The organism is Aquimarina rubra (assembly GCF_042684305.1).
Lineage (GTDB): Bacteria > Bacteroidota > Bacteroidia > Flavobacteriales > Flavobacteriaceae > Aquimarina > Aquimarina rubra.
On the sequence record NZ_JBHULE010000019.1, the window covers coordinates 701,908 to 722,325 of the forward strand.

Consider the following 20,418-nt stretch of genomic DNA (forward strand, 5'->3'; position numbering starts at 1 on the left):
TGATAGCAACTAATCTGTTACCTGGCGAATTCCATCTAACAATTAAAACCATAGAAAAGAACTGATGAATGGGCTACTAAAAATTTCGTGTTTAATCATTGTTATTTGTATATATAGCTGTAACACAACTAAAAGAACTGATGGAAAAGCAGTTAACGATGATAAAAATAATTCTCAAACCATAAGTTCAGAAAAAATGTTGGAAAAAGGATTTATCAAAGGAACATTATCCGAAAGCAAATCTGAAGGCTGCCCGTATATTCTTACTGTAGAAAAATATGGGGATAAATTAGATCCTATTAATCTCCAGGACTTTTTTAAAGATGATATGCCTGATAAAGTTTGGGTAAAATACAGTAGTCTCAGGATGAAGAATAGATGTAGTGAAGGGAGACCTGTTTCAATACAAGAAATTAGTAAGCGCACTGATTAATTTACCGAAAATTTCGCAGATTTACCGGTCTTATTACTTCCTAATCTTACAAAATAAATTCCGGAACTTACATAAGACATATCTAGCAAATAGGTAAACCTACTATTGGCATCTTTTTCTACTAAATTAGAAACTATTGTTTTTCCGGTGATGGTAAATACACTCAATCTAAGAATATCATCTGCATTCGGATCACTCATAGTAATCAAAAATTGCTTATTTGGTTGACTAAATACGGTAAGATCAGCATTTGGGTTGGTATTCTCACCAATTTCTACTTTATAATCGTGGGTCGTACCGAATTGCATAGATCCGCACGGTTCATTAAGATCCGCGCCATTATTGGTATTTGTATCTCCCGCTCTCACTCTGAGTAGGTGAGTTCCTAGTGGAGCTTCGTCACCTAATGAAAAAAGAAAAGTTTGGTTTACATTTTCTTCTGCTATTACCTGGTTATCGATAATCAGCTCTTCATCTTCAAAAACGGTATCATCATCATAATCTATCCATAATGATAAACGCTCTGCATCACCTTCTGCAAAACCTGCCTGAACAGTTAGCGTATATACTCCTATTGATCTATCCAGATTAATGACCATATTGGTAAAATCAGCATAACCATCACCACATTCGATATTTCGGTTTGAAACATTTGACAATTCGAAAGACGATAATCCATCTCCAAATCTTATACAATCGGACGTTGGTGAACACAATCTATGCTCAATTACCCTCGAAATAACATCATTATTAGCATCTTCGTCCGTTGTTAGTTCAGTACCTATCTGAAATGTATAACTTGCAAATTCTGATAAATCAGCTGTTGCAATAAACGTATATTGAGCTGATTCTCCTACTCCAATGGTTCCTGTAAAGATCTCATTCACAGAAGCTCCTCCATCTAGTGTATAAAAAACAGGGATATTAGATTGTGGAGATCCTCCGTAATTTCTAATAGTTATTGTAATCGATTCTGCAGCGGTAAGACCACCTCCGGAATTAGGAGACACTAAACTAATTACTCCAACGTCATTTGGTAATAAATTAGCAACCTTTTTGCTTGCACAATCATTCTCTGGAATAACATCTCCCACGAGATTGGTTTCTGCAGTAATAAGAGAAGCTGTTCCACCAGTTAAATCTGCAGTTGTATTAAAGGTAAATGAAGCTGTTTGTCCCGATGCAATGGATCCGGTAAAAATTTCGTTAACTGCAGTACCTTCATTCACGGCATAACTAATAGGAATATTACTTTGTGTAGTAGTTCCAAAGTTCTTTATAGTAACTGTTATCACCTCTGAAGTGGTAAAAGTTGCATCATCTGGAGCATCAATACTGACCACACCCACATCATTTGCTATATTTTCAGCAATTTTAAATACTCCAACGATATTACGCGCATTGTTTCCTGAACTCTCAAAATATTCAGCAATATGCCAAAATGTTTGATCATCGCTCGGATCTACGGTAATCTGGGCGTAATCCCCATAACGATTTCTAGTGGTTCTATCCACATCTGTGCCTACAGCGATTGTTTGTTCCGCAAAAGTCATCGTTCCTAAAGGATCCTCTGCTAACCGTCCTGTGTACCTAATCGAAGCAAAACTGTCCTGATTCGCTCCGTCATTTGTTGTACCCATAGTCGTATAACCCATTCCTATATTACCAAAAATATCCATGGCCATACTACCACACCAGGCACTTTTTCCTCCCGGAGAAGTATAGGTACCTTCCTGATAAACAGACCAAGGCTGATTATCTCCATTCTGACGAAGTTCATACCATCGAATGGCAGATATATCGTCTGAATCTTGTCGGGTATCGATATCTATAGCAAAGTTTAATACAACTGAGTTATAACTACAAAATCTTCTATAGTTTGTAGCAAACATTACCGCTCCTTGTAAAACATCAATATCTTGTCCATCTGAACCCGGTTGAGGAAGGTTAGCAAATGAACCACCATCAAAGGTAGAATCAAAAGGAGTTATATTTCCGTTACTTACTGTGAGTTCTTCGGCTTCCGTAATTGTTGATTGTTCTGGATTGATCCAATCTACGTTAATCGTCCATAATTTAAGTGCATCCTGGCTAACTCCTTCCCAATCATCATCCTGAAAGTAAATAATTCTGGCATCACCTTCGGGAGGAAGTGTACTTCCTGTTGCATTAAAAGAAGCCGGACTATAAAACCCTCCTATTCTTGCTCCAGGTAATGGAAATCCTATCATTTGCGCAGTATCAACACCTGCTAGCATCTGTTCTCTATCAATAACATATACCACTTCACTAGCCATTTGTTGTCCTTGATCTTTATTAGCAGTGACATAGTATCCATCAGACCAAATTGAAAATTTGGTGTAATCCGGAAAACTACCGGTATTAAAACGATAGGTAAACCAACCATCATTTACAGGATCTGGACCTCTTGAGATAGCAACTAAAAAACCATTCGGCGTTTCGCTGAATTGTGTGATCACAAATCTATCTGCAAAATTATCATAAAATACTATTGGGTCTCCTAAAGATTCTCCCGGAAAAATATTGGTTAAAGAAGTAGAAGGCACTAAGACATTTCCGTTTCTATCGTGTATCGCAAACGCAGAGTTTTTTGCACTAATATAATGGTTAGGACCAATCGCTCCTGTTGGATCCGATGGCGAAACTGTACTAGAATTAGTTTCAAAAACTAATGAAGGAGTGCTACTAATTCTGGTATTGCTTGCTTTTTTTTGTTTCAGCAATAACGCATCTGGTCCTTTAGGTAGTCCTTTGTTTGGAACAATTTTATTGGCGCTAGTTCTCTTTGGATTTACTTCACCTTCTCGAGGTTCTTCGGGAATCAATTTTTTACCAACCAAAGGTTCCACCTCTTTCATATAACTAGAAGAAGAAATCATAGTGGCATAGGAGACTTTCTTTTCTTGAGAAAAGCCAATAGCGCACAAAAATAAAAAAGAAAGGAAAAAGATCCTTCTCATAGCTTAGTCTGGGTTTGAATCGAGTAATATCTCAATTTTTAAACTAAAATACAATTAAACTTCAAAAAATATAGCAAAAACCGGACACTTAATCTATAGTTATAACGAGAAACAAAGGAGATTTCTTACAATTGAAACAGCTATATTTATTTGGCTAAAAATTAAATCGCTTACCAAGTATATAAATAAACAGTTGAACCTACATAAACCCTACTGTATTCATCAATTACACCTATCTGAAAATTAAAAAGCCGCTTTATAAAGCGGCTGATTATTACTGTTGTTATTCTATTTTAACCAAAACTCCGGATCTACTTTTTCAGAAATAATGGATTTAAGTTCTGAAATTGGAACACGTTTCTGCTCCATAGTATCTCTATCTCTTATAGTCACTGTTTCATCATTTAATGTGTCATGATCTACCGTTATACATATTGGAGTTCCTGCTGCATCTTGTCTTCTGTAACGACGCCCAATAGCATCCTTCTCATCATAAGCTACATTGAATGTCCACTTTAGATTCTCTACAATTTTTTCTGCAACTTCTGGTAAACCATCTTTTTTAACTAATGGCAAAATTGCTGCCTTTATAGGAGCAACTACAGCTGGTAATTTTAAAACTACTCTACTAGATCCATCCTCTAATTCTTCATCTTGTAATGCAGTAGAGAATACCGCCAGGAACATTCTATCTAATCCCACAGAAGTTTCTACAACGTAAGGAACATAACTTTCTTTTAACTCAGGATCAAAAAACTGTAATTTTTTACCTGAATATTCCTCATGAGCTTTAAGATCAAAATCCGTTCTGGAATGAATTCCTTCTAGTTCTTTAAATCCAAAAGGAAAATTAAATTCTATATCCGCAGCAGCATTGGCATAATGTGCTAATTTATCATGGTCGTGGAAACGATAATTTTCCCTTCCTAGCCCTAATGATAAATGCCAGTTAAGACGCGTTTCTTTCCAGTATTCATACCATTTCATTTCTTCACCAGGGCGCACAAAAAATTGCATTTCCATTTGTTCAAACTCACGCATTCTGAAGATAAACTGTCTAGCAACAATTTCGTTTCTAAAGGCTTTACCGGTCTGTGCGATGCCGAAAGGAATTTTCATTCTTCCGGTTTTCTGAACATTTAGGAAATTAACAAATATCCCTTGTGCGGTTTCCGGTCTTAAATATAAATCTGTTGCTGACTCAGCAGAAGCTCCTAATTTGGTTCCAAACATAAGATTAAACTGTCTTACATCTGTCCAATTTTTAGATCCGCTCTCGGGACAACCTATTCCAAGATCTTCTATCAATTGTTTAAATCCTGCAAGATCATTCTCTTCCTGAACTCTAGTGAGTTCAGCAGTAATTCTGTCAATTTCTTTTTGACGACGAAGGACATTTGGATTGGTACTTCTAAATTCATCTTCATTAAAAGCATCTCCAAAACGTTTTTTAGCTTTGGTAATATCCTTTTCGATTTTCTGATTAATTTTTTCTCTGAAATCCTCGACTAACACATCCGCTCTATATCGTTTCTTAGAATCTTTATTATCAATCAATGGATCATTAAAAGCGTCTACGTGACCCGATGCTTTCCAGGTAGTTGGGTGCATAAAAATTGCAGCATCCAGCCCCACAATATTTTGATGCATATACACCATGCTTTTCCACCAATACTCTCTGATGTTCTTTTTAAGTTCGGCTCCATTTTGTCCGTAGTCATATACAGCACTCAATCCATCATAGATTTCACTAGAACCAAATATATACCCATACTCCTTGGCGTGGGCAATTACCTTCTTAAATTTATCTTCTTGATTTGCCATGGCGCAAAAATAGTTGAATTTACAAGAATTGAAAACGAATTTATTTAATTAATCGCCAGACAGCGAAATTTCTGACAAAAACATAAAAAACCACCATATTTAAAGATAATATGGTGGTTTTTAGTATGTGTTTAAAAACTCCTTTTATTTCAATTCAAACTGCGTATTAGAAATCATTCTAGGTCCAGAGAATAAGTTAACTATATAATTACCTTTTGTAAGTTCTCCATCTTCTGCATCTACCAATACACAAACATCTAATGCATCATTTTCATAAAATACTTTGTTTTTACCACTGTAGGTTAATACCGCATCATCAAAGTTTACAGCCAGTTTATCTCCGATAAGATTGTTTTCAGGATTAATAACTTGTACATAAAGGTCTTTATCTCCTTTTTCGGTTAATTTATTTGGAGAAAGTGTAAAACAAACTCTTACTTTCTCAGCTCTACTAGATCTAGAAGTGGTAGAAATTTTACCACTATTACGTACTCTAACACCTTCAGCTTTGATTCCTGAAGCCTGTAATGCAGATCCTCTTTCTACAATCTCTGCTAACTTGCTGTTCTGTGATGCCAAAGAATCAGAGAATACAATTCTTTCTGATAAAGCAGTCGAAGTACTATCCAGATCAGTAGCTAATTGAGCATTTGCTGTAGTTAAACTGTCTGCTAGTTTAAATAATCTCTCACGCTCTTTTTTTAACTTACTTACTTCTCTTCTATATCGAGCAATTAAAGCTACATTAGCATCATAGTCTTTTAAACTATCTAATAAAACAACTACACGCTGCTTTTCTTTTAACAAATGATCGTCCATTACTTCATTTAGAGCGATAGCATTATCATATTTTGTTATTAATTCTCCTAATTCACTTTCAATTAAATCCTTTTCTTGTTGCAAAATTGCTTTTTCTCTCTTTTCTTCGTTGTAAAACTTATACGTGAAGATCCCCAGAATTAATAAAAGAGCTCCCAGAACACCGATTAGTATCTTAAGGGTCAAGTTATTGTTTTGAGTTGTCATAATAAATTTCTAATTTTTGATGGTTACGTTAAATAGTAAATTTAGTTAAATATAATAATTAATGTTAATTGACCTAATATGTTAAGCGACTTAGCTTATTTATTTTATCCTATATATTGTGCTGCCTGTGACAACCCTTTATATAAAAACGAAAGGATCCTGTGCACTTCTTGTAGACACAAGCTCCCATTAGGTAATTTCCATAAGGTAAACGCTAAAAAGATCGAAAAAGTATTTTATGGGCGAGCCAAAATAGAGAATGCAACCTCTTTATTGGTGTTTGAGAAGGGTGGATTAGTACAAAATTTGATCCATAATCTTAAGTACAGAGGTAGAGAAGAAATAGGAAAAGAGCTAGGAATATGGCTTGGAAATGAAATGTTTCAAAGTGCTGATTATCAAAATATTGAAGCGGTAATACCCGTGCCACTTCATTCAAGAAGATTAAGAGAGAGAGGGTTTAATCAGGTAGAGAAATTTGGAAAAGAAATTGCTGAAAAACTGGATGCAGAATACATTGATTTTGTTTTGAAAAAAAATTCCTACAATCAAAAACAATCAAAAAATAGTCGTTTAACTCGCTGGATTAACACATCTGAAACATTCGGCCTACAAAATGAGTCCTTATTAGAAAACAAACATATTTTAATCGTCGATGATATTGTTACCACAGGTGCTACTCTAGAAGCTTGTATCGAAGTTCTTAAATCAATTCCAGGTATAAAAATAAGTATTGCAACCATGGCCATCACTGCATAGATTTTTTGTTTGTTATAAATAGTCGTTTCTTTGTGTCTTTAAAAATTGTAATGGAGCTATGTATAAAAGATCCTATGCGTTATTATTAAATGTTTTTTCTCTACTCCTAATAATCAGCTGTGCCAAAAAAGGTACCATAACCGGTGGTGAAAAGGATGAGATTCCTCCAAAATTTGTGAAAGCATCACCTCCAAATTTTACTACGAATTTTGATAAAAACGAAATTAAGATATATTTTGATGAGTATGTAAAGCTAAAAGATCCTCAGAAACAAATTATAATCTCTCCTCCTATGGATCCTAAGCCGGAGATAACCCCTTTAGGAGGTGCTAGTAAATATGTAAAAGTTAAATTCTTAGATACCTTATTAGAGAACACTACCTATAGTATCAATTTTGGTCAGAGTATTGTAGATAATAATGAAGGAAATCCTAATCCATTTTTTAGATATGTTTTCTCTACAGGAGATTCTCTTGATTCCCTTAGAATACAGGGTACCGTTGGCGATGCATTAGAGAAAAAAGCAGATCCTTTTATTAGTGTTGCGCTATACCAAATTGATGAGGAGTACTCTGATTCTTTAGTCTTTAAAGAAGTCCCCAGATATGTAACAAGTACTTTAGACAGTATTACTTTTGACTTAGATAACCTGAAAGAAGGAACCTATAAATTAATAGCGCTTAAAGACGTTGCCTCTAACTATACCTACCAGCCTAAGCAAGATAAAATTGGGTTTTATGAAGAAACCGTAACACTTCCTGCAGATACAGCAAAAGTTTTCAATATAAATTTATTCAAAGAAGTTCTGGATTTCAAGGCTTTAAAACCAAAGCAAGTTTCAAAAAATTCTTTTGTTTTTGGATATGAGGGTGTTGCGGACTCTATGAAGATTAATTTACTTAGCAAAACTCCTGAAAAATTGGAAACCAGGATTTTTCCGGATAAGACAAAAGATACGCTCCACTATTGGTTCAAACCCTTTTTTGAAGCTGATTCGCTAATTTTTGAAGTGACCAACTCAAAAAACTTCCGTGATACGCTGGTAGCAAGATTTAAGGATCAATATAAAGACTCTATAAAACTTAGTAATAATGCAAAAGGAAATTTAGCTTTTAATAAAGATTTCACCCTTTTCTCAAACACTCCATTAGAATCTATCAACGAAAAATTAATTTCATTGATAGATAAAGACACTGTAGAAATACCTTTTTCAGTTCAACTGGATAAAATTAAAAACGAAGCAATATTTACTTTCGAAAGAACAGAAGATAATGCCTATAAAATAGAATTACTACCTGAGGCTATTACCGATTTTATTGGTAATGTAAATGATACTATTAATATAAATTTCAGGACAAAGAAATTAGCAGATTACGGTACCATCTTTTTTACCCTACAAAATGTAAAAGAATACCCTCTTCTTGTTCAGGCAACTGATGAAAAAGGAAAGTTTATTGATGAAAAAATAGTTGCAAAAGAAGAGACAACTGTTTTTGACAACCTAGACCCTGGAAAATACAATATCCGAGTAATTTTTGACACTAATAAAAACGGTGCATGGGATACCGGTAATTTCTTAAAAGGAATTCAGGCAGAAAAAGTAGTTTATTATCCTGAAGCCATTGAAGTAAGAGCCAATTGGGAGCTAAAACAAACCTTTATTTTGGAGTAATCCTAAAATGATCAGCATCTTTAAGAAAAGGTAATTTTTTACGAGTATTTTCGATATGAGATTTATCCAGAGTTGCATATAATATTACCTCTCTTTCTATTGGGTTCTCTTCTAAAAGGGAATTCCCTAATACATCATAGACTGCAGAGTGACCATTATATTCATACCCTTTTCCATCAAGACCTACTCTATTGACACCAATGCAATATGACATATTTTCAATAGCTCTTGCCTTTAGTAAAGTATCCCAAGCATTCACTCGTGGCTTTGGCCAACTGGCAACATAAATTAACAAATCATATCCAGATGTATTTCTTGCCCAAATAGGAAATCTAAGATCATAACAAATTTGTGGTTTAATTTTCCAACCTTTATAAAGTATAATTACTTCTTCATTACCGGCTGTAAACACATCTTCCTCTTTAGCTAATGTAAATAATTGATGCTTATCATATTTCTGAATAGTACCATCAGGTCTTACAAAAAGAAAGCGGTTAAAATACGCTTCGGCGTCTTTTATGATAATACTTCCCGCAATAGCGCAATCTTTCTCTTTAGCTAACTTTCTTAACCAGCTTATCGTTTCACCATCCATAGTCTCAGCCACTTCTTTAGCGTTCATTGTAAAACCTGTTGTAAACATTTCCGGTAAAATAATCAAGTCCGTATCGTTATGTATAGATTTGATTTTTTGTTCAAAGACCACTCTGTTCTGGATGGGATTTTCCCAAGCTAAATGAGATTGGATCAAGGCAATATTTAACATAGTACTCATAGGTCAAAATTACTAAAATCAAGTTAGTGCTTATCATTTTGTAATTACAAATAATACTTCTCTACAATTACATTTAAATCCTTTTCTTCTTCAAGATAGATGGGAAGATGAAACTCGTCTAGTTTTTTAAGAGTTGCTAACAACGATATCTGTTCACTTTTCGTTAAACAGCCACTTACCATTTTTGCCGCTTTACTAGCTTCAGCATAGGCTTTGATCACATTTTCTTCACCTTTTTTTGTAAGTCGCAAAAGTTTACTTCTCTTATCGTCAGGATTTGGGAATTGTTCTATAATCTCATTTTTAAGAAGTCTTTTAATGACCTCCATTCCAGAGGATTTATCGTATACCATTTTTCTGATTAGATCTGTTTTACCTATCTGTCCGGATCTATGAAGAATTGCCGTAAATGCAAAATCCATATCGGTTGTAAATGGTAAATCAACCAATGCAGATTTAATATAGGTATTAGAATATCTACTCATTCTTCCAATATGTGCTGCTATTTCCGCTTCTCTACTATGACCCGTTATCGTGTTTTCTTCTTCTGAACTAGTTTTGTCCATTCGTTTAGACAACCAATTTACAAATGATTTTATATTTATATCCTTTGCCCGACTCTCTCTGGCAAACTCACCAGTTAGATCTATCAATTGCTTTATTAATTCGTAAATCTTCATTAAAACTACTTTTTAACACTAAATTATAAAAATTTATTGCTATAACATACTTATTTGTTCAATATTTGCATAAAATAAATAAACATCGCTTAAGAATTACAAAGTCCTCTATTTCAAAATACTCTAAAACTACTTAAAACTATAGCTATGAATATCAAAAATACTGCTTTAATACTTTGTTCACTACTTGTTTCTAATATGTATTCGCAAGTATTTGGAGAATTATCCGGAAACGTTACGGATCAAACTGGACAACCCGTCTTAGGAGCTTCTATTTTTCTTGAAGGAACAGAAAAAGGAGCACAAACAGATTTTGATGGTAATTATCGAATTGAAAATATTACTCCCGGATCATATAATCTTGTTGTCAGTTATGTTGGGTTTGAGACTCAAACCAAATTTAATGTTATTGTAAGATCTAAAGGAACTCCTAACTACAATTTTGTTCTAAAAGAATCCGCAGAAGCACTAGACGAAGTTGTTATTACTAACACCAATAAAATTAGTAGACCTAAAGAAACACCACTTTCCACCCAGACACTTTCTGCAGTAGAAATTGCTACGTATCCCGGAAGTAATAACGATGTTGTACAAGTTGCTCAAACACTTCCCGGAGTTTCTCCTTCGATCGGTGGTTTTAGGAATGACCTGATCATTAGAGGTGGAGCTCCAAACGAAACAGTTTATTATCTAGATGGAATGGAAGTGCCAAATATTAATCATTTTAGTACACAAGGTAGCGCAGGAGGCCCTGTAGGGCTTATCAATGTATCCTTTATTGATAATGTAACTTTATCTACTTCAGCTTTTGGTGCACAATATGATAATCCCCTTTCTGGAGTATTACAATTTAGTCAACGTAAAGGGAATAATAGAGAATTTGGCGGAAATTTTAGAGTAAGTGCAAGTGAAGCAGCCTTAACCTTAGAAGGACCGCTTTTTAAAGGAAAAAACAATGAAGAATCAAAAACAACCTTCTTAGTATCTGCAAGACGAAGTTATTTGCAATTTTTATTCGAAGTTATTGGACTTCCTTTTAGACCTAACTATTGGGATTACCAATATAAAATAAACCACAAAATCGATAGTTATAATGACATTAGTCTTATTGGCTTAGGATCAATTGATGATTTTTCTTTAGAATCACCAGAAGATTTTGACGAAGAACAACAGGCCCAACTAGAGCAAGCTCCATTTATCGAACAACGTACGAATGCTATTGGATTGACTTGGAAAAACAGGTTCAAAGATGGTTCGGGTTTTATGGAAACTACGATAAGTAACAATACCTTGATCAATGAGTTCACCAGATATGAAGATCCTGAAAATGAGACAGGAGTAATTTTTAGCAATGATGCTACCGAATCAGAAACAAAACTTAGATATCAATTGACAAAATTTTTTGGTGATTGGAAACTTACTACTGGTTTTAATACACAATATTCTGATTATAGTAATAAAACAATAAACCTAACTGATAACAACATTTTTAATACAGAAATTGATTTTTTCAAGTATGGTTTATTTGCAAATATGACCAAATCATTCTTTAACGATAAGTTAGATCTATCCTTTGGTTTTAGAATGGATGATGATAATTTTACAGATGAAGATAATTTATTATCTACATTCTCTCCCAGATTTTCCATATCCTACGAGTTTAAGGAAAACTGGAGATTAAATGGTTCTCTAGGAAGATATTACAAATTACCTCCTTATACCATCTTAGGTTTTAGAGATAATAACAACATCCTTGTTAATCAAGATGTAAATTACACGGTAAGTGATCATTATGTTTTAGGATTACAACATAACTTCAGCCCTTCGTCAAGTATTTCGTTAGAAGGGTTTTACAAACGCTATGATGATTATCCAGTTTCTGTCTTAGACGGAGTATCACTCGCTAATAAAGGAGCAGATTTTGAAATATTAGGAAGTGAAGACGTTGCTACTGTAGGTAAAGGAAGAAGTTATGGCGCAGAGCTTCAATTTCAGCAAAAGCTTTCCAACAATTTTTACGGAATTTTTGCATATACGTGGTTTTATAGTGAATTTACAGGTTTTGATCGAGAAATATATCTTCCATCTGTATGGGATAGTCGCCATCTTATTTCATTTACCGGAGGATATAAACTAAAACGAAATTGGGAAATAAGTGCTAGATATCGTTTTGCCGGAGAAACACCTTTTGTGCCTACAGACCAAGATGCCACACTTGCCAGTTACCCAGAGGTGATACTAGACTATGATCGCTTGGGTGAGGAAAAATTAGATGTCTTTAGCCAACTTGATTTACGAATAGACAAGAAATGGAATTTTAAAAATTTATCATTAAACGTATTCATAGAGGCACAGAATATATTAGGTCAGAAAACTCCTCAACCCACACAGTTCGGGCTTAATCGTGATTCAAATGGAAGTATCGTAGAGCCTAGAAGTTTAACGGCAATTGAAACTGAGACGGGGCAAATCATACCAAGTTTAGGTATTGTTATAGATTTTTAGAAGAATAAATATATCCTGCTTTTTTGCCAAATAATAAAGGTCTTGTTAAAAAACAATACATCCTGAACAATTATTTCATATCGCAGCGTAATTTCGACCTTCTTTTTTCCAGAAAATCCTTATTTTCGCACACTTAATAGAAAGAACGATCAAATGAGCACGAAGTTTCCTGAGTATAAAGGACTTGACTTGCCAAAAGTGGCAGATGATATACTAGAATTCTGGCAACAGAATAATATTTTCGAGAAGAGTATTTCTGAGCGAGAAGATGCGACTCCTTTTGTCTTTTTTGAAGGACCTCCATCTGCAAACGGACTACCAGGGATTCACCATGTAATGGCTCGTGCGATTAAAGATATTTTCTGTCGTTATAAAACTCAAAAAGGATACCAGGTTAAACGTAAAGCCGGTTGGGATACGCATGGTCTTCCAGTAGAATTGGGTGTAGAGAAAGAACTAGGGATCACCAAAGAAGATATTGGTAAAAAAATTACCATTGAAGAATATAACGAAGCTTGTAAAAAAGCAGTGATGCGTTATACAGATATCTGGAATGACCTTACCGAAAAAATAGGATATTGGGTAGATATGGAGGATCCATACATTACCTATAAGTCCAAGTATATGGAAACCGTATGGTGGTTACTTGCTGAAATCTATAAGAAAGGATTATTATACAAAGGATATACGATACAACCTTATTCTCCGAAAGCTGGAACTGGATTAAGTTCACATGAATTAAATCAGCCTGGAACCTATCAGGATGTTACGGATACTACGGTTGTTGCCCAATTTAAAGCTAAAAAAGAAACACTACCTTCATTCTTAACAAATGTGGCAGGTGATATTTATTTCTTAGCCTGGACAACTACTCCATGGACATTACCATCGAATACCGCATTAACTGTTGGACCAAAGATTGATTATGTCGTTGTAAAAACTTTTAATCAATATACTTTTGAGCCGATTAATGTGATTCTGGCAAAGAATTTAGTTGGAAAACAGTTTGGTGGAAAATTCGTTCTAGCAGAAAATGAAGAAGCTCTAAGCCCATTTAAAGAAGGTGATAAAAAAGTTCCGTATGTAATTCTAAAAGAATTCAAAGGAGCTGATCTTGTAGAGATTCGTTATGAGCAATTACTGGACTATGCTCAGCCATATGACAATCCAGAAAATGCTTTTAGAGTTATTTCTGGTGATTTTGTAACTACAGAAGATGGTACTGGTATCGTACATACTGCTCCTACATTTGGTGCAGATGATGCTATGGTAGCTAAACAAGCTACGCCAGAAGTTCCACCATTACTGGTAAAAGACGATAATGACAACCTTGTTCCCTTAGTAGATCTACAAGGTAAATTCACAAAACATGTAGGTGAATTTGGCGGTAAGTATGTAAAAAATGAATATTACAATGATGGCGAAGCTCCAGAAAAATCTGTTGATGTAGAAATTGCTATCAAGTTAAAAATAGAAAATAAAGCTTTTAAGGTTGAAAAATATGTGCACAGTTATCCTAACTGCTGGCGTACAGACAAACCTGTTTTATATTACCCATTAGATTCTTGGTTTATAAAAGTGACCGATTTTAAAGATCGCATGCACGAATTGAATTTAAGTATCAACTGGAAACCAAAAGCAACAGGAGAAGGCCGTTTTGGAAATTGGTTAGCAAATGCCAATGACTGGAACCTATCTAGATCACGTTTCTGGGGAATCCCTTTACCGATCTGGCGTACAGATGATGGTAAAGAAGAAATGATTATTGGTTCTGTAGAAGAATTAAAGGCCGAAATGCAAAAAGCAGTGGAGGCTGAAGTACTCGACGCCGATATTTTTGCAGATTTTGTTGTTGGAGATATGAGTGAAGAAAACTATGATAAAATAGATCTTCATAAAAATGTAGTAGACAAAATCACCTTGGTTTCTCCATCTGGGAAGCCAATGAAACGCGAAAGCGATTTGATTGACGTATGGTTTGATTCCGGATCCATGCCGTATGCGCAATGGCATTATCCTTTTGAGAATAAAGAAAAAGTAGAATCTGGTGAGAGAAAAGCGGATTTTATAGCAGAAGGTGTTGATCAAACCCGTGGATGGTTCTATACCCTACATGCGATCGGAACCATGATTTTTGATGATGTAGCCTATAAAAATGTAGTATCTAACGGTTTAGTTCTAGACAAGAATGGTCAAAAAATGTCAAAGCGACTAGGTAATGCTGTAGATCCTTTTGAGACGTTAAAAGCATATGGTCCGGATGCTACCAGATGGTATATGATCAGTAATGCCAATCCTTGGGACAATCTAAAGTTTGATTCTGAAGGAATTGCAGAAGTACGTCGTAAGTTTTTTGGTACGCTGTATAACACCTATTCGTTCTTTACGCTATATGCCAATATTGATAATTTCACCTATACTGAAGCGGATATCCCATTGGCAGAACGTCCGGAGATTGATCGATGGATTTTAAGTGAATTACATACATTGATCAAAAGCGTAGACGAATACTATAATGAATATGAGCCTACCAAAGCTACCAGAGCTATTTCTGATTTTGTTCAGGAAAACTTAAGTAACTGGTTTGTTCGTTTAAGCAGAAGAAGATATTGGAAAGGTGATTATCAGAAAGATAAGATCTCGGCATATCAGACTTTATATACATGTATGCTTACAGTAGCAAAACTTGGAGCACCGGTAGCACCATTTTTTATGGATCGCTTATATAAAGATTTGGTTTCAAATTCAACCAAAGAGACTTTTGAAAGTGTTCATCTGGCACACTTCCCCGAATATGATAGTTCATTTGTAGACAAAGCCTTAGAACACAAAATGCAGAAAGCACAATCTGTATGTTCTCTTGTACTTTCTTTACGTCAGAAAGAAAAGATCAAAGTACGTCAACCGCTACAGAGAATCATGATTCCTGTACTAAATGATGCAGATAAAGCTGAAATAAATGACATTGCAAGTCTGATAAAAAGTGAGGTAAATGTTAAAGAAATAGAGTTAATTGACGACGCCTCTGGTATATTAGTCAAGCAAATAAAGCCAAATTTTAAAAATTTAGGCCCTCGTTTCGGAAAAGACATGAAACTGATAGCCAATAAGATACAATCCTTTGATCAAGAAACAATTAAAATTCTTGAACAAACTGGAAGTTTTGACATAGAAATTAATAATAAAATTATTACTTTAGGAACCGACGATGTAGAAATCAGTTCTCAGGATATTGAGGGTTGGTTGGTTGCAAACTCAGGCTCACTTACGGTAGCATTGGATATAACCATAACTCCAGAGCTCAAAAAAGAAGGGATCGCAAGAGAGCTTGTAAACCGAATCCAAAATATCCGAAAGGATAGCGGACTAGAAGTGACTGATCGCATAGAAATTGTAATAAAGGAAAACAAATCTATTCAAGAAGCCGTTGCAACTAATGAAGCGTACATCAAGAATGAAACCTTAACCGAGACAATTGAATTTGCAACAGATGTAATAAATGGTACAGAAATTGCGTTTGACGACATTGCAACCCAATTGGTAATTAAAAAACAATAACAGTATGGCAGCAGATGTAAAAGTAAGGTATAGTGATGCCGATTTAGCGATGTTCAAGGCAATTATCGTTGAAAAAATGGAAAAAGCACAGAAAGATTTAGAATTACTTCAGAGTGCTTACAAAAATGATGGTAATAATGGTACAGATGATACTTCGCCAACATTTAAGGCTTTTGAAGAAGGTAGTGAAACCATGTCTAAAGAAGCAAATACACAATTAGCAATTAGGCAAGAGAAGTTTGTACGTGATTTAAAAAATGCATTGTTACGAATAGAAAATAAAACATACGGTATTTGCCGTGTGACAGGAAAACTAATTAATCCAGAGCGACTGAAACTTGTTCCGCACGCTACACTTAGTATAGAAGCTAAGAATATGCAGAGCTAACAAACTACAAAATATTGTAACTTTAAAGTGCTTTCCAGATTGGGAAGCACTTTTTTTTTATTAGTGAAACTCTATTTTGAAAGCATTCAAAATAAATAGTTGAACTAATCCCGCTAAAAAGCGGGATCCTCTAATACTTACTAAAAATCAAATAAGAGTTTGATAAAATAATTCTAATTAGGTTGTAACCTTTTTAAAAAACTCAGGTATTACTAATAGAAACTAACCAAAAAGAGTGACGTCTTGAAAAATTCAACTGATGAAGAATTAATGATTCTGGTATCTAATGGAGATTTAGATATGATGAGTATCCTTTTTGAACGATACCATATAAGAATATTTAATTTTTTACTAAAAATGACAAGAGATCGGGATATCAGTCAGGATATTACTCAAGAGGTTTTCTATAAAGCCATAAAATATAGAAAATCCTATAAGAAAGGTAAGTTCTCATCCTGGATCTATACGATTGCCAGAAATATCTTTTCTGATCATTATCAAAGTCAGAAAACTAAAGAGCAACGATTAGATGAAATTGAGTACAAAATGGAGCAAGAAGAAAATGGTAGCTTAGAAAAAGAAGAGATCAAAGAACAATTGAATAAAGCATTAGAAAAATTAAATCATACAGACAGAGAATTGGTCATTATGAGTCGATATCAAGGCATTAAATACCAAGAAATTGCAGAAATAACCGGATCAACAGCAGGAGCCATAAAAACCAAAGTACATCGAGCCATTCATAAATTAAAAGACCATTACCTACAAAACATATAACACCATGAACTGTAAACAAATACAAGAACTTCTCATCGATTATCTAGATGGAAATTTAGATCAGAAAGAGCATCAAGTTATTACAGCTCACCTTACCATCTGTAATAGTTGTCAGGAGTCATTACAAGAACTTCAACTAATTTTTGATGGGATTGATCAAGATCCTGAAGAATTACCGGATGCGAGTATGAAAGTGAATTTTGAAGAAATGCTTCAAAAGGAAAAAGAGACATTAAGTGATTCTAAAATAGTTTCCCTTCAAAAAAACACGAAAAATTCTTGGAGAACAGTATTACAAATAGCCGCGACTGTTGCCTTAATTGTTTCAGCATATTTCTATGGAAAACAACAAAACAATGAATCATTTTCTCAGGAAATGGCGGTATTAGAAGAAGAAAAAGTACAATTAAAACAGGAAGTAACCATTTCTCTAATTGAAAATAAATCAGCTAGTAAGCGTTTACAAGCAGTATACTACGCAGAAGAATTTGAAAAACCCGGAAATGAGATACTAAAAGCTTTAATTAATAAGATGCTTTACGATGATCATATTAATGTGCGACTTGCTGCAGCAGAAGCACTAACAAAGTTTTCGGACTCAGAAATGGTACGTAAAGCATTGGTAAATGCTCTGGAGACAGAACAGGATCCGGGCATGCAAATTGAATTAATTCAAATATTAGTTTCTATACAGGAAAAACGCGCAGTTCCTTCTATGGAAAAGTTACTTCAGAATGAAGAAACACCTGGTTATGTAAAAGATCAAGTAAACATTGGTCTTCCGAGTTTAATTTAAAATTTCAATCAAAAATCAAAAGAAGAACAGATGAAAAATATAGCAATCGCAATAGTACTTTTTATAACTATTGGACAGGTACAAGCACAAGAAGATTACACCCAATCTTTACAAGGAATTAAAAATGTAGTTATCAGCTCTGAGTCCGGGGTAAAACTAAAAGCACATGATAAAAATGAATTGTTGATTATAGGAAATGGCCGTAAGATGCCCGAAAAAGCAAAAGGACTAAAAGCTGTGTATGCAGGAGGAAGTGACAATACGGGTTTTGGTGTGTATGCACAGAAAGAAGGAGGGACACTGATCGTTAGAAACTTAAAAAGTGCTTATACCAAAACGTTAGAAGTATTTCTTCCAAAAGACATCAATATTAAAGTCGAAAGAAGTAACCTCGGAAAAATATTTGCAGAAGGATTCTCATCAGAAATAGAGGCCTCCACAAATGTTGGCCATATCACGTTGAGAGATGTTACCGGGCCAATTGTGGCCAAAACATCTACAGGTGAGATCAACATTGTTTTTAGTAAAGTAAGTCAGAGTTCGCCGATTTCTTTGGTCTCAGCCACAGGAGCTATTGATATTAGCATTCCTGCCAATACTCCTGCAAATTTAGAGATGAAAGCAACGATGGGTGAGATTTTCACTGACTTTGACATTAAATTCCCTGTACCAGAAAGTAATCTAAAAGTGGTAAGTGGTAAAAAAACAATAAAAACTGAATTAAATAACGGTGGTGTGGAGATTAATCTAAAATCCGCAACCGGTAATATTTATCTGAGAAAACAATAAAGAGGTCATTTATCAACCTGTCCGCCTAAGGTGGATCAAAAACAAAAAATCATGAAAACTTTAGTAAACCTAATCGCGTTCTGCTGTGTAGCTTTTCAGCTCAATGCACAAAAAGTAATAGAAAAAGAAATCACTACTTCTGCTGATCGAATTAATATAGAATTCAAATTTGCAGAAGATATCACCATAAAAACATGGGATAAAAGCACCGTCTATCTTAAAGCTGAAGTAAGTATAAACGATGGAGAATTTAACGACTATTTTGATCTAAAAATAGATAACTCCTCTTCTGTTTTGGATATTGAATCTAGTTATGGTGATTTATTTGACAAATGGAAAAAAGAAAAAGGATCTAACCGCAAAAATAATTGGGGACCTTGTAACAATATGGATATTGATGCTAACTATACACTATATCTTCCTAAAAAAGCCAAACTACGAGTAAAAAGCATTTCTGGTAACGTGGCTTCAGAAAATTATCAGGGTGACTTAGAAATTGATATTATCAGCGGGAATATAGATATTAAAAAATATGATGGAGAGCTAACGCTGAAAACGATTAGTGGAGACATTGATATTAACATTGCTCAATCCAAATTATTGGCAGAAACTATTTCCGGATTGATCTATTCTGACAAAGAAATGGAGTTTGATAAAGGAAAAAACAGAATGGTTGGTAGTAAGGTGACTGGAACCTTCGGCAATGTTAAAAGTAATTTACATCTCAAAACCATTAGCGGAGATATCTTTTTGAGAAAACGTTAATCACATCACCAAAACACAATTCTTTAGTGTTTTATAGAAATCAGAAAAAAAGCTACCTTAGAGCAGTATGAGGAAGCTTTTTTTCTTTTTTATCGCTTTTATACTATCAATCCACGTATCCGGTCAATCAACTTTTGATAAAAGTATCGATGCTACTGGACTTTCAGAAGTGTTTATTCTTCTTGACAATACATTTCAGATTGAAGTTAAGAATACTTCAGAAAATAAAATTATAGTAAGCGCATTGTCTGAAGGAGAGTATCAAAATGACATATTGGTTAATGCAAAGCGAAAAGAAAACACGCTTACCATTATGGATGACATTCAGCCATTTTCGGAAAACCACAATGATAAACTCAGCGCGCATAAAGTGATTGTATTAAAGATAAAAATTCAAGTGCCAAGTCATCTCAAAGTAACCATACAATCAAGGATCGCTTCTCTAAGATTAAATGGTGATATTAAATCATTATTTGTAGAGCTGAATTCTGGAGATTGCTTGCTTCATCATTTTGTTGGAAATGCTACCATAAATACGTTGCAAGGCGATATTACTATTCATACGAAAAATGCAACAGTAAATGCTTCGACAAAATCAGGAACTCTTTATGAAGAGAAAATCTATGGTCAACATCTAATTGACCTAAAATCCATAAGTGGAAACATAAGTGTCTACAAAACAAAATAAAA

At 34.4% G+C, this 20,418-nt stretch carries 16 protein-coding genes; 11 read left to right on the forward strand and 5 right to left on the reverse strand.

Translation table 11 applies throughout. The features are described from left to right. The first annotated feature begins 64 nt into the window (after positions 1–64). Positions 65–433, forward strand: coding sequence for a hypothetical protein (locus tag ACFSR1_RS11745; RefSeq protein ID WP_378292675.1), 369 nt, complete (start codon positions 65–67; stop codon positions 431–433). Here the strand turns inward: ACFSR1_RS11745 and ACFSR1_RS11750 are convergent. The 3 genes from ACFSR1_RS11750 to ACFSR1_RS11760 form a co-directional block, all read right to left on the reverse strand. Further along, positions 430–3,414, reverse strand: a complete 2,985-nt coding sequence (locus ACFSR1_RS11750; RefSeq protein WP_378292677.1) for a GEVED domain-containing protein — start codon at positions 3,412–3,414, stop codon at positions 430–432. The two genes, ACFSR1_RS11745 and ACFSR1_RS11750, sit on opposite strands and share 4 nt — an antisense overlap. Positions 3,415–3,702: 288 nt before the next feature. After that, entirely contained in the window at positions 3,703–5,238 is a 1,536-nt protein-coding gene (locus tag ACFSR1_RS11755; protein ID WP_378292679.1) for a glycine--tRNA ligase, read from the reverse strand. A gap of 144 nt (positions 5,239–5,382) precedes the next feature. Next, positions 5,383–6,264: a hypothetical protein gene (locus tag ACFSR1_RS11760; RefSeq protein ID WP_378292681.1), complete on the reverse strand. Its 882-nt coding sequence runs from the start codon at positions 6,262–6,264 to the stop codon at positions 5,383–5,385. A 78-nt stretch (positions 6,265–6,342) separates the two neighbouring features. On the opposite strand from ACFSR1_RS11760, the gene ACFSR1_RS11765 reads away from it, so the two are divergent. Beyond that, entirely contained in the window at positions 6,343–7,023 is a 681-nt protein-coding gene (locus tag ACFSR1_RS11765; RefSeq protein WP_378292683.1) for a ComF family protein, read from the forward strand. Positions 7,024–7,081: 58 nt separating this feature from the next. Further along, a complete protein-coding gene (locus ACFSR1_RS11770; RefSeq protein ID WP_378292685.1) occupies positions 7,082–8,695 on the forward strand; it encodes an Ig-like domain-containing protein in 1,614 nt (537 codons plus the stop codon). On the opposite strand, the gene ACFSR1_RS11775 is transcribed toward ACFSR1_RS11770, so the two are convergent. Beyond that, positions 8,682–9,470, reverse strand: a complete 789-nt coding sequence (locus ACFSR1_RS11775) for an amidohydrolase (RefSeq protein ID WP_378292687.1) — start codon at positions 9,468–9,470, stop codon at positions 8,682–8,684. The genes ACFSR1_RS11770 and ACFSR1_RS11775 overlap by 14 nt on opposite strands. Before the next feature lie 44 nt (positions 9,471–9,514). After that, entirely contained in the window at positions 9,515–10,150 is a 636-nt protein-coding gene (locus ACFSR1_RS11780) for a MarR family winged helix-turn-helix transcriptional regulator (RefSeq protein ID WP_378292689.1), read from the reverse strand. Between the two features lie 147 nt (positions 10,151–10,297). Here ACFSR1_RS11780 and ACFSR1_RS11785 point away from each other — a divergent pair, with 147 nt between their 5' ends. From ACFSR1_RS11785 to ACFSR1_RS11820, 8 genes are all read left to right on the forward strand, one after another. Further along, positions 10,298–12,655 carry a TonB-dependent receptor gene (locus tag ACFSR1_RS11785; RefSeq protein ID WP_378292691.1) on the forward strand — a complete coding sequence of 786 codons (2,358 nt, stop codon included), beginning with the start codon at positions 10,298–10,300 and terminating at the stop codon, positions 12,653–12,655. Between the two features lie 153 nt (positions 12,656–12,808). Then, positions 12,809–16,213: an isoleucine--tRNA ligase gene (ileS, locus tag ACFSR1_RS11790; RefSeq protein ID WP_378292693.1), complete on the forward strand. Its 3,405-nt coding sequence runs from the start codon at positions 12,809–12,811 to the stop codon at positions 16,211–16,213. Between the two features lie 4 nt (positions 16,214–16,217). Beyond that, positions 16,218–16,601 (forward strand): TraR/DksA family transcriptional regulator, encoded by a 384-nt coding sequence (locus ACFSR1_RS11795; RefSeq protein ID WP_378292695.1) that lies wholly within the window; start codon positions 16,218–16,220, stop codon positions 16,599–16,601. Positions 16,602–16,844: 243 nt separating this feature from the next. Further along, complete coding sequence (locus ACFSR1_RS11800) at positions 16,845–17,378, forward strand: RNA polymerase sigma factor (protein ID WP_378292697.1); 534 nt, start codon at positions 16,845–16,847, stop codon at positions 17,376–17,378. A gap of 4 nt (positions 17,379–17,382) precedes the next feature. Next, a complete protein-coding gene (locus tag ACFSR1_RS11805) occupies positions 17,383–18,174 on the forward strand; it encodes a HEAT repeat domain-containing protein (RefSeq protein WP_378292699.1) in 792 nt (263 codons plus the stop codon). A gap of 30 nt (positions 18,175–18,204) precedes the next feature. Beyond that, complete coding sequence (locus ACFSR1_RS11810; protein WP_378292701.1) at positions 18,205–18,963, forward strand: DUF4097 family beta strand repeat-containing protein; 759 nt, start codon at positions 18,205–18,207, stop codon at positions 18,961–18,963. Between the two features lie 51 nt (positions 18,964–19,014). After that, a complete protein-coding gene (locus ACFSR1_RS11815) occupies positions 19,015–19,728 on the forward strand; it encodes a DUF4097 family beta strand repeat-containing protein (RefSeq protein WP_378292703.1) in 714 nt (237 codons plus the stop codon). 67 nt (positions 19,729–19,795) lie between these two features. Then, on the forward strand, positions 19,796–20,416 hold the full coding sequence (locus tag ACFSR1_RS11820) for a hypothetical protein (RefSeq protein WP_378292705.1): 621 nt from the start codon (positions 19,796–19,798) through the stop codon (positions 20,414–20,416). Positions 20,417–20,418 lie beyond the last annotated feature (2 nt).

Excerpts from the sequence above, each read along its gene's own strand:
- ACFSR1_RS11745 (WP_378292675.1), top strand. The coding sequence starts at position 65 with ATGAATGGGCTACTAAAAATTTCGTGTTTAATCATTGTTATTTGTATA.
- ACFSR1_RS11750 (WP_378292677.1), bottom strand. The coding sequence starts at position 3,414 with ATGAGAAGGATCTTTTTCCTTTCTTTTTTATTTTTGTGCGCTATTGGC.
- ACFSR1_RS11755 (WP_378292679.1), bottom strand. The coding sequence starts at position 5,238 with ATGGCAAATCAAGAAGATAAATTTAAGAAGGTAATTGCCCACGCCAAG.
- ACFSR1_RS11760 (WP_378292681.1), bottom strand. The coding sequence starts at position 6,264 with ATGACAACTCAAAACAATAACTTGACCCTTAAGATACTAATCGGTGTT.
- ACFSR1_RS11765 (WP_378292683.1), top strand. The coding sequence starts at position 6,343 with ATGTTAAGCGACTTAGCTTATTTATTTTATCCTATATATTGTGCTGCC.
- ACFSR1_RS11770 (WP_378292685.1), top strand. The coding sequence starts at position 7,082 with ATGTATAAAAGATCCTATGCGTTATTATTAAATGTTTTTTCTCTACTC.
- ACFSR1_RS11775 (WP_378292687.1), bottom strand. The coding sequence starts at position 9,470 with ATGAGTACTATGTTAAATATTGCCTTGATCCAATCTCATTTAGCTTGG.
- ACFSR1_RS11780 (WP_378292689.1), bottom strand. The coding sequence starts at position 10,150 with ATGAAGATTTACGAATTAATAAAGCAATTGATAGATCTAACTGGTGAG.
- ACFSR1_RS11785 (WP_378292691.1), top strand. The coding sequence starts at position 10,298 with ATGAATATCAAAAATACTGCTTTAATACTTTGTTCACTACTTGTTTCT.
- ileS (WP_378292693.1), top strand. The coding sequence starts at position 12,809 with ATGAGCACGAAGTTTCCTGAGTATAAAGGACTTGACTTGCCAAAAGTG.
- ACFSR1_RS11795 (WP_378292695.1), top strand. The coding sequence starts at position 16,218 with ATGGCAGCAGATGTAAAAGTAAGGTATAGTGATGCCGATTTAGCGATG.
- ACFSR1_RS11805 (WP_378292699.1), top strand. The coding sequence starts at position 17,383 with ATGAACTGTAAACAAATACAAGAACTTCTCATCGATTATCTAGATGGA.
- ACFSR1_RS11810 (WP_378292701.1), top strand. The coding sequence starts at position 18,205 with ATGAAAAATATAGCAATCGCAATAGTACTTTTTATAACTATTGGACAG.
- ACFSR1_RS11815 (WP_378292703.1), top strand. The coding sequence starts at position 19,015 with ATGAAAACTTTAGTAAACCTAATCGCGTTCTGCTGTGTAGCTTTTCAG.
- ACFSR1_RS11820 (WP_378292705.1), top strand. The coding sequence starts at position 19,796 with ATGAGGAAGCTTTTTTTCTTTTTTATCGCTTTTATACTATCAATCCAC.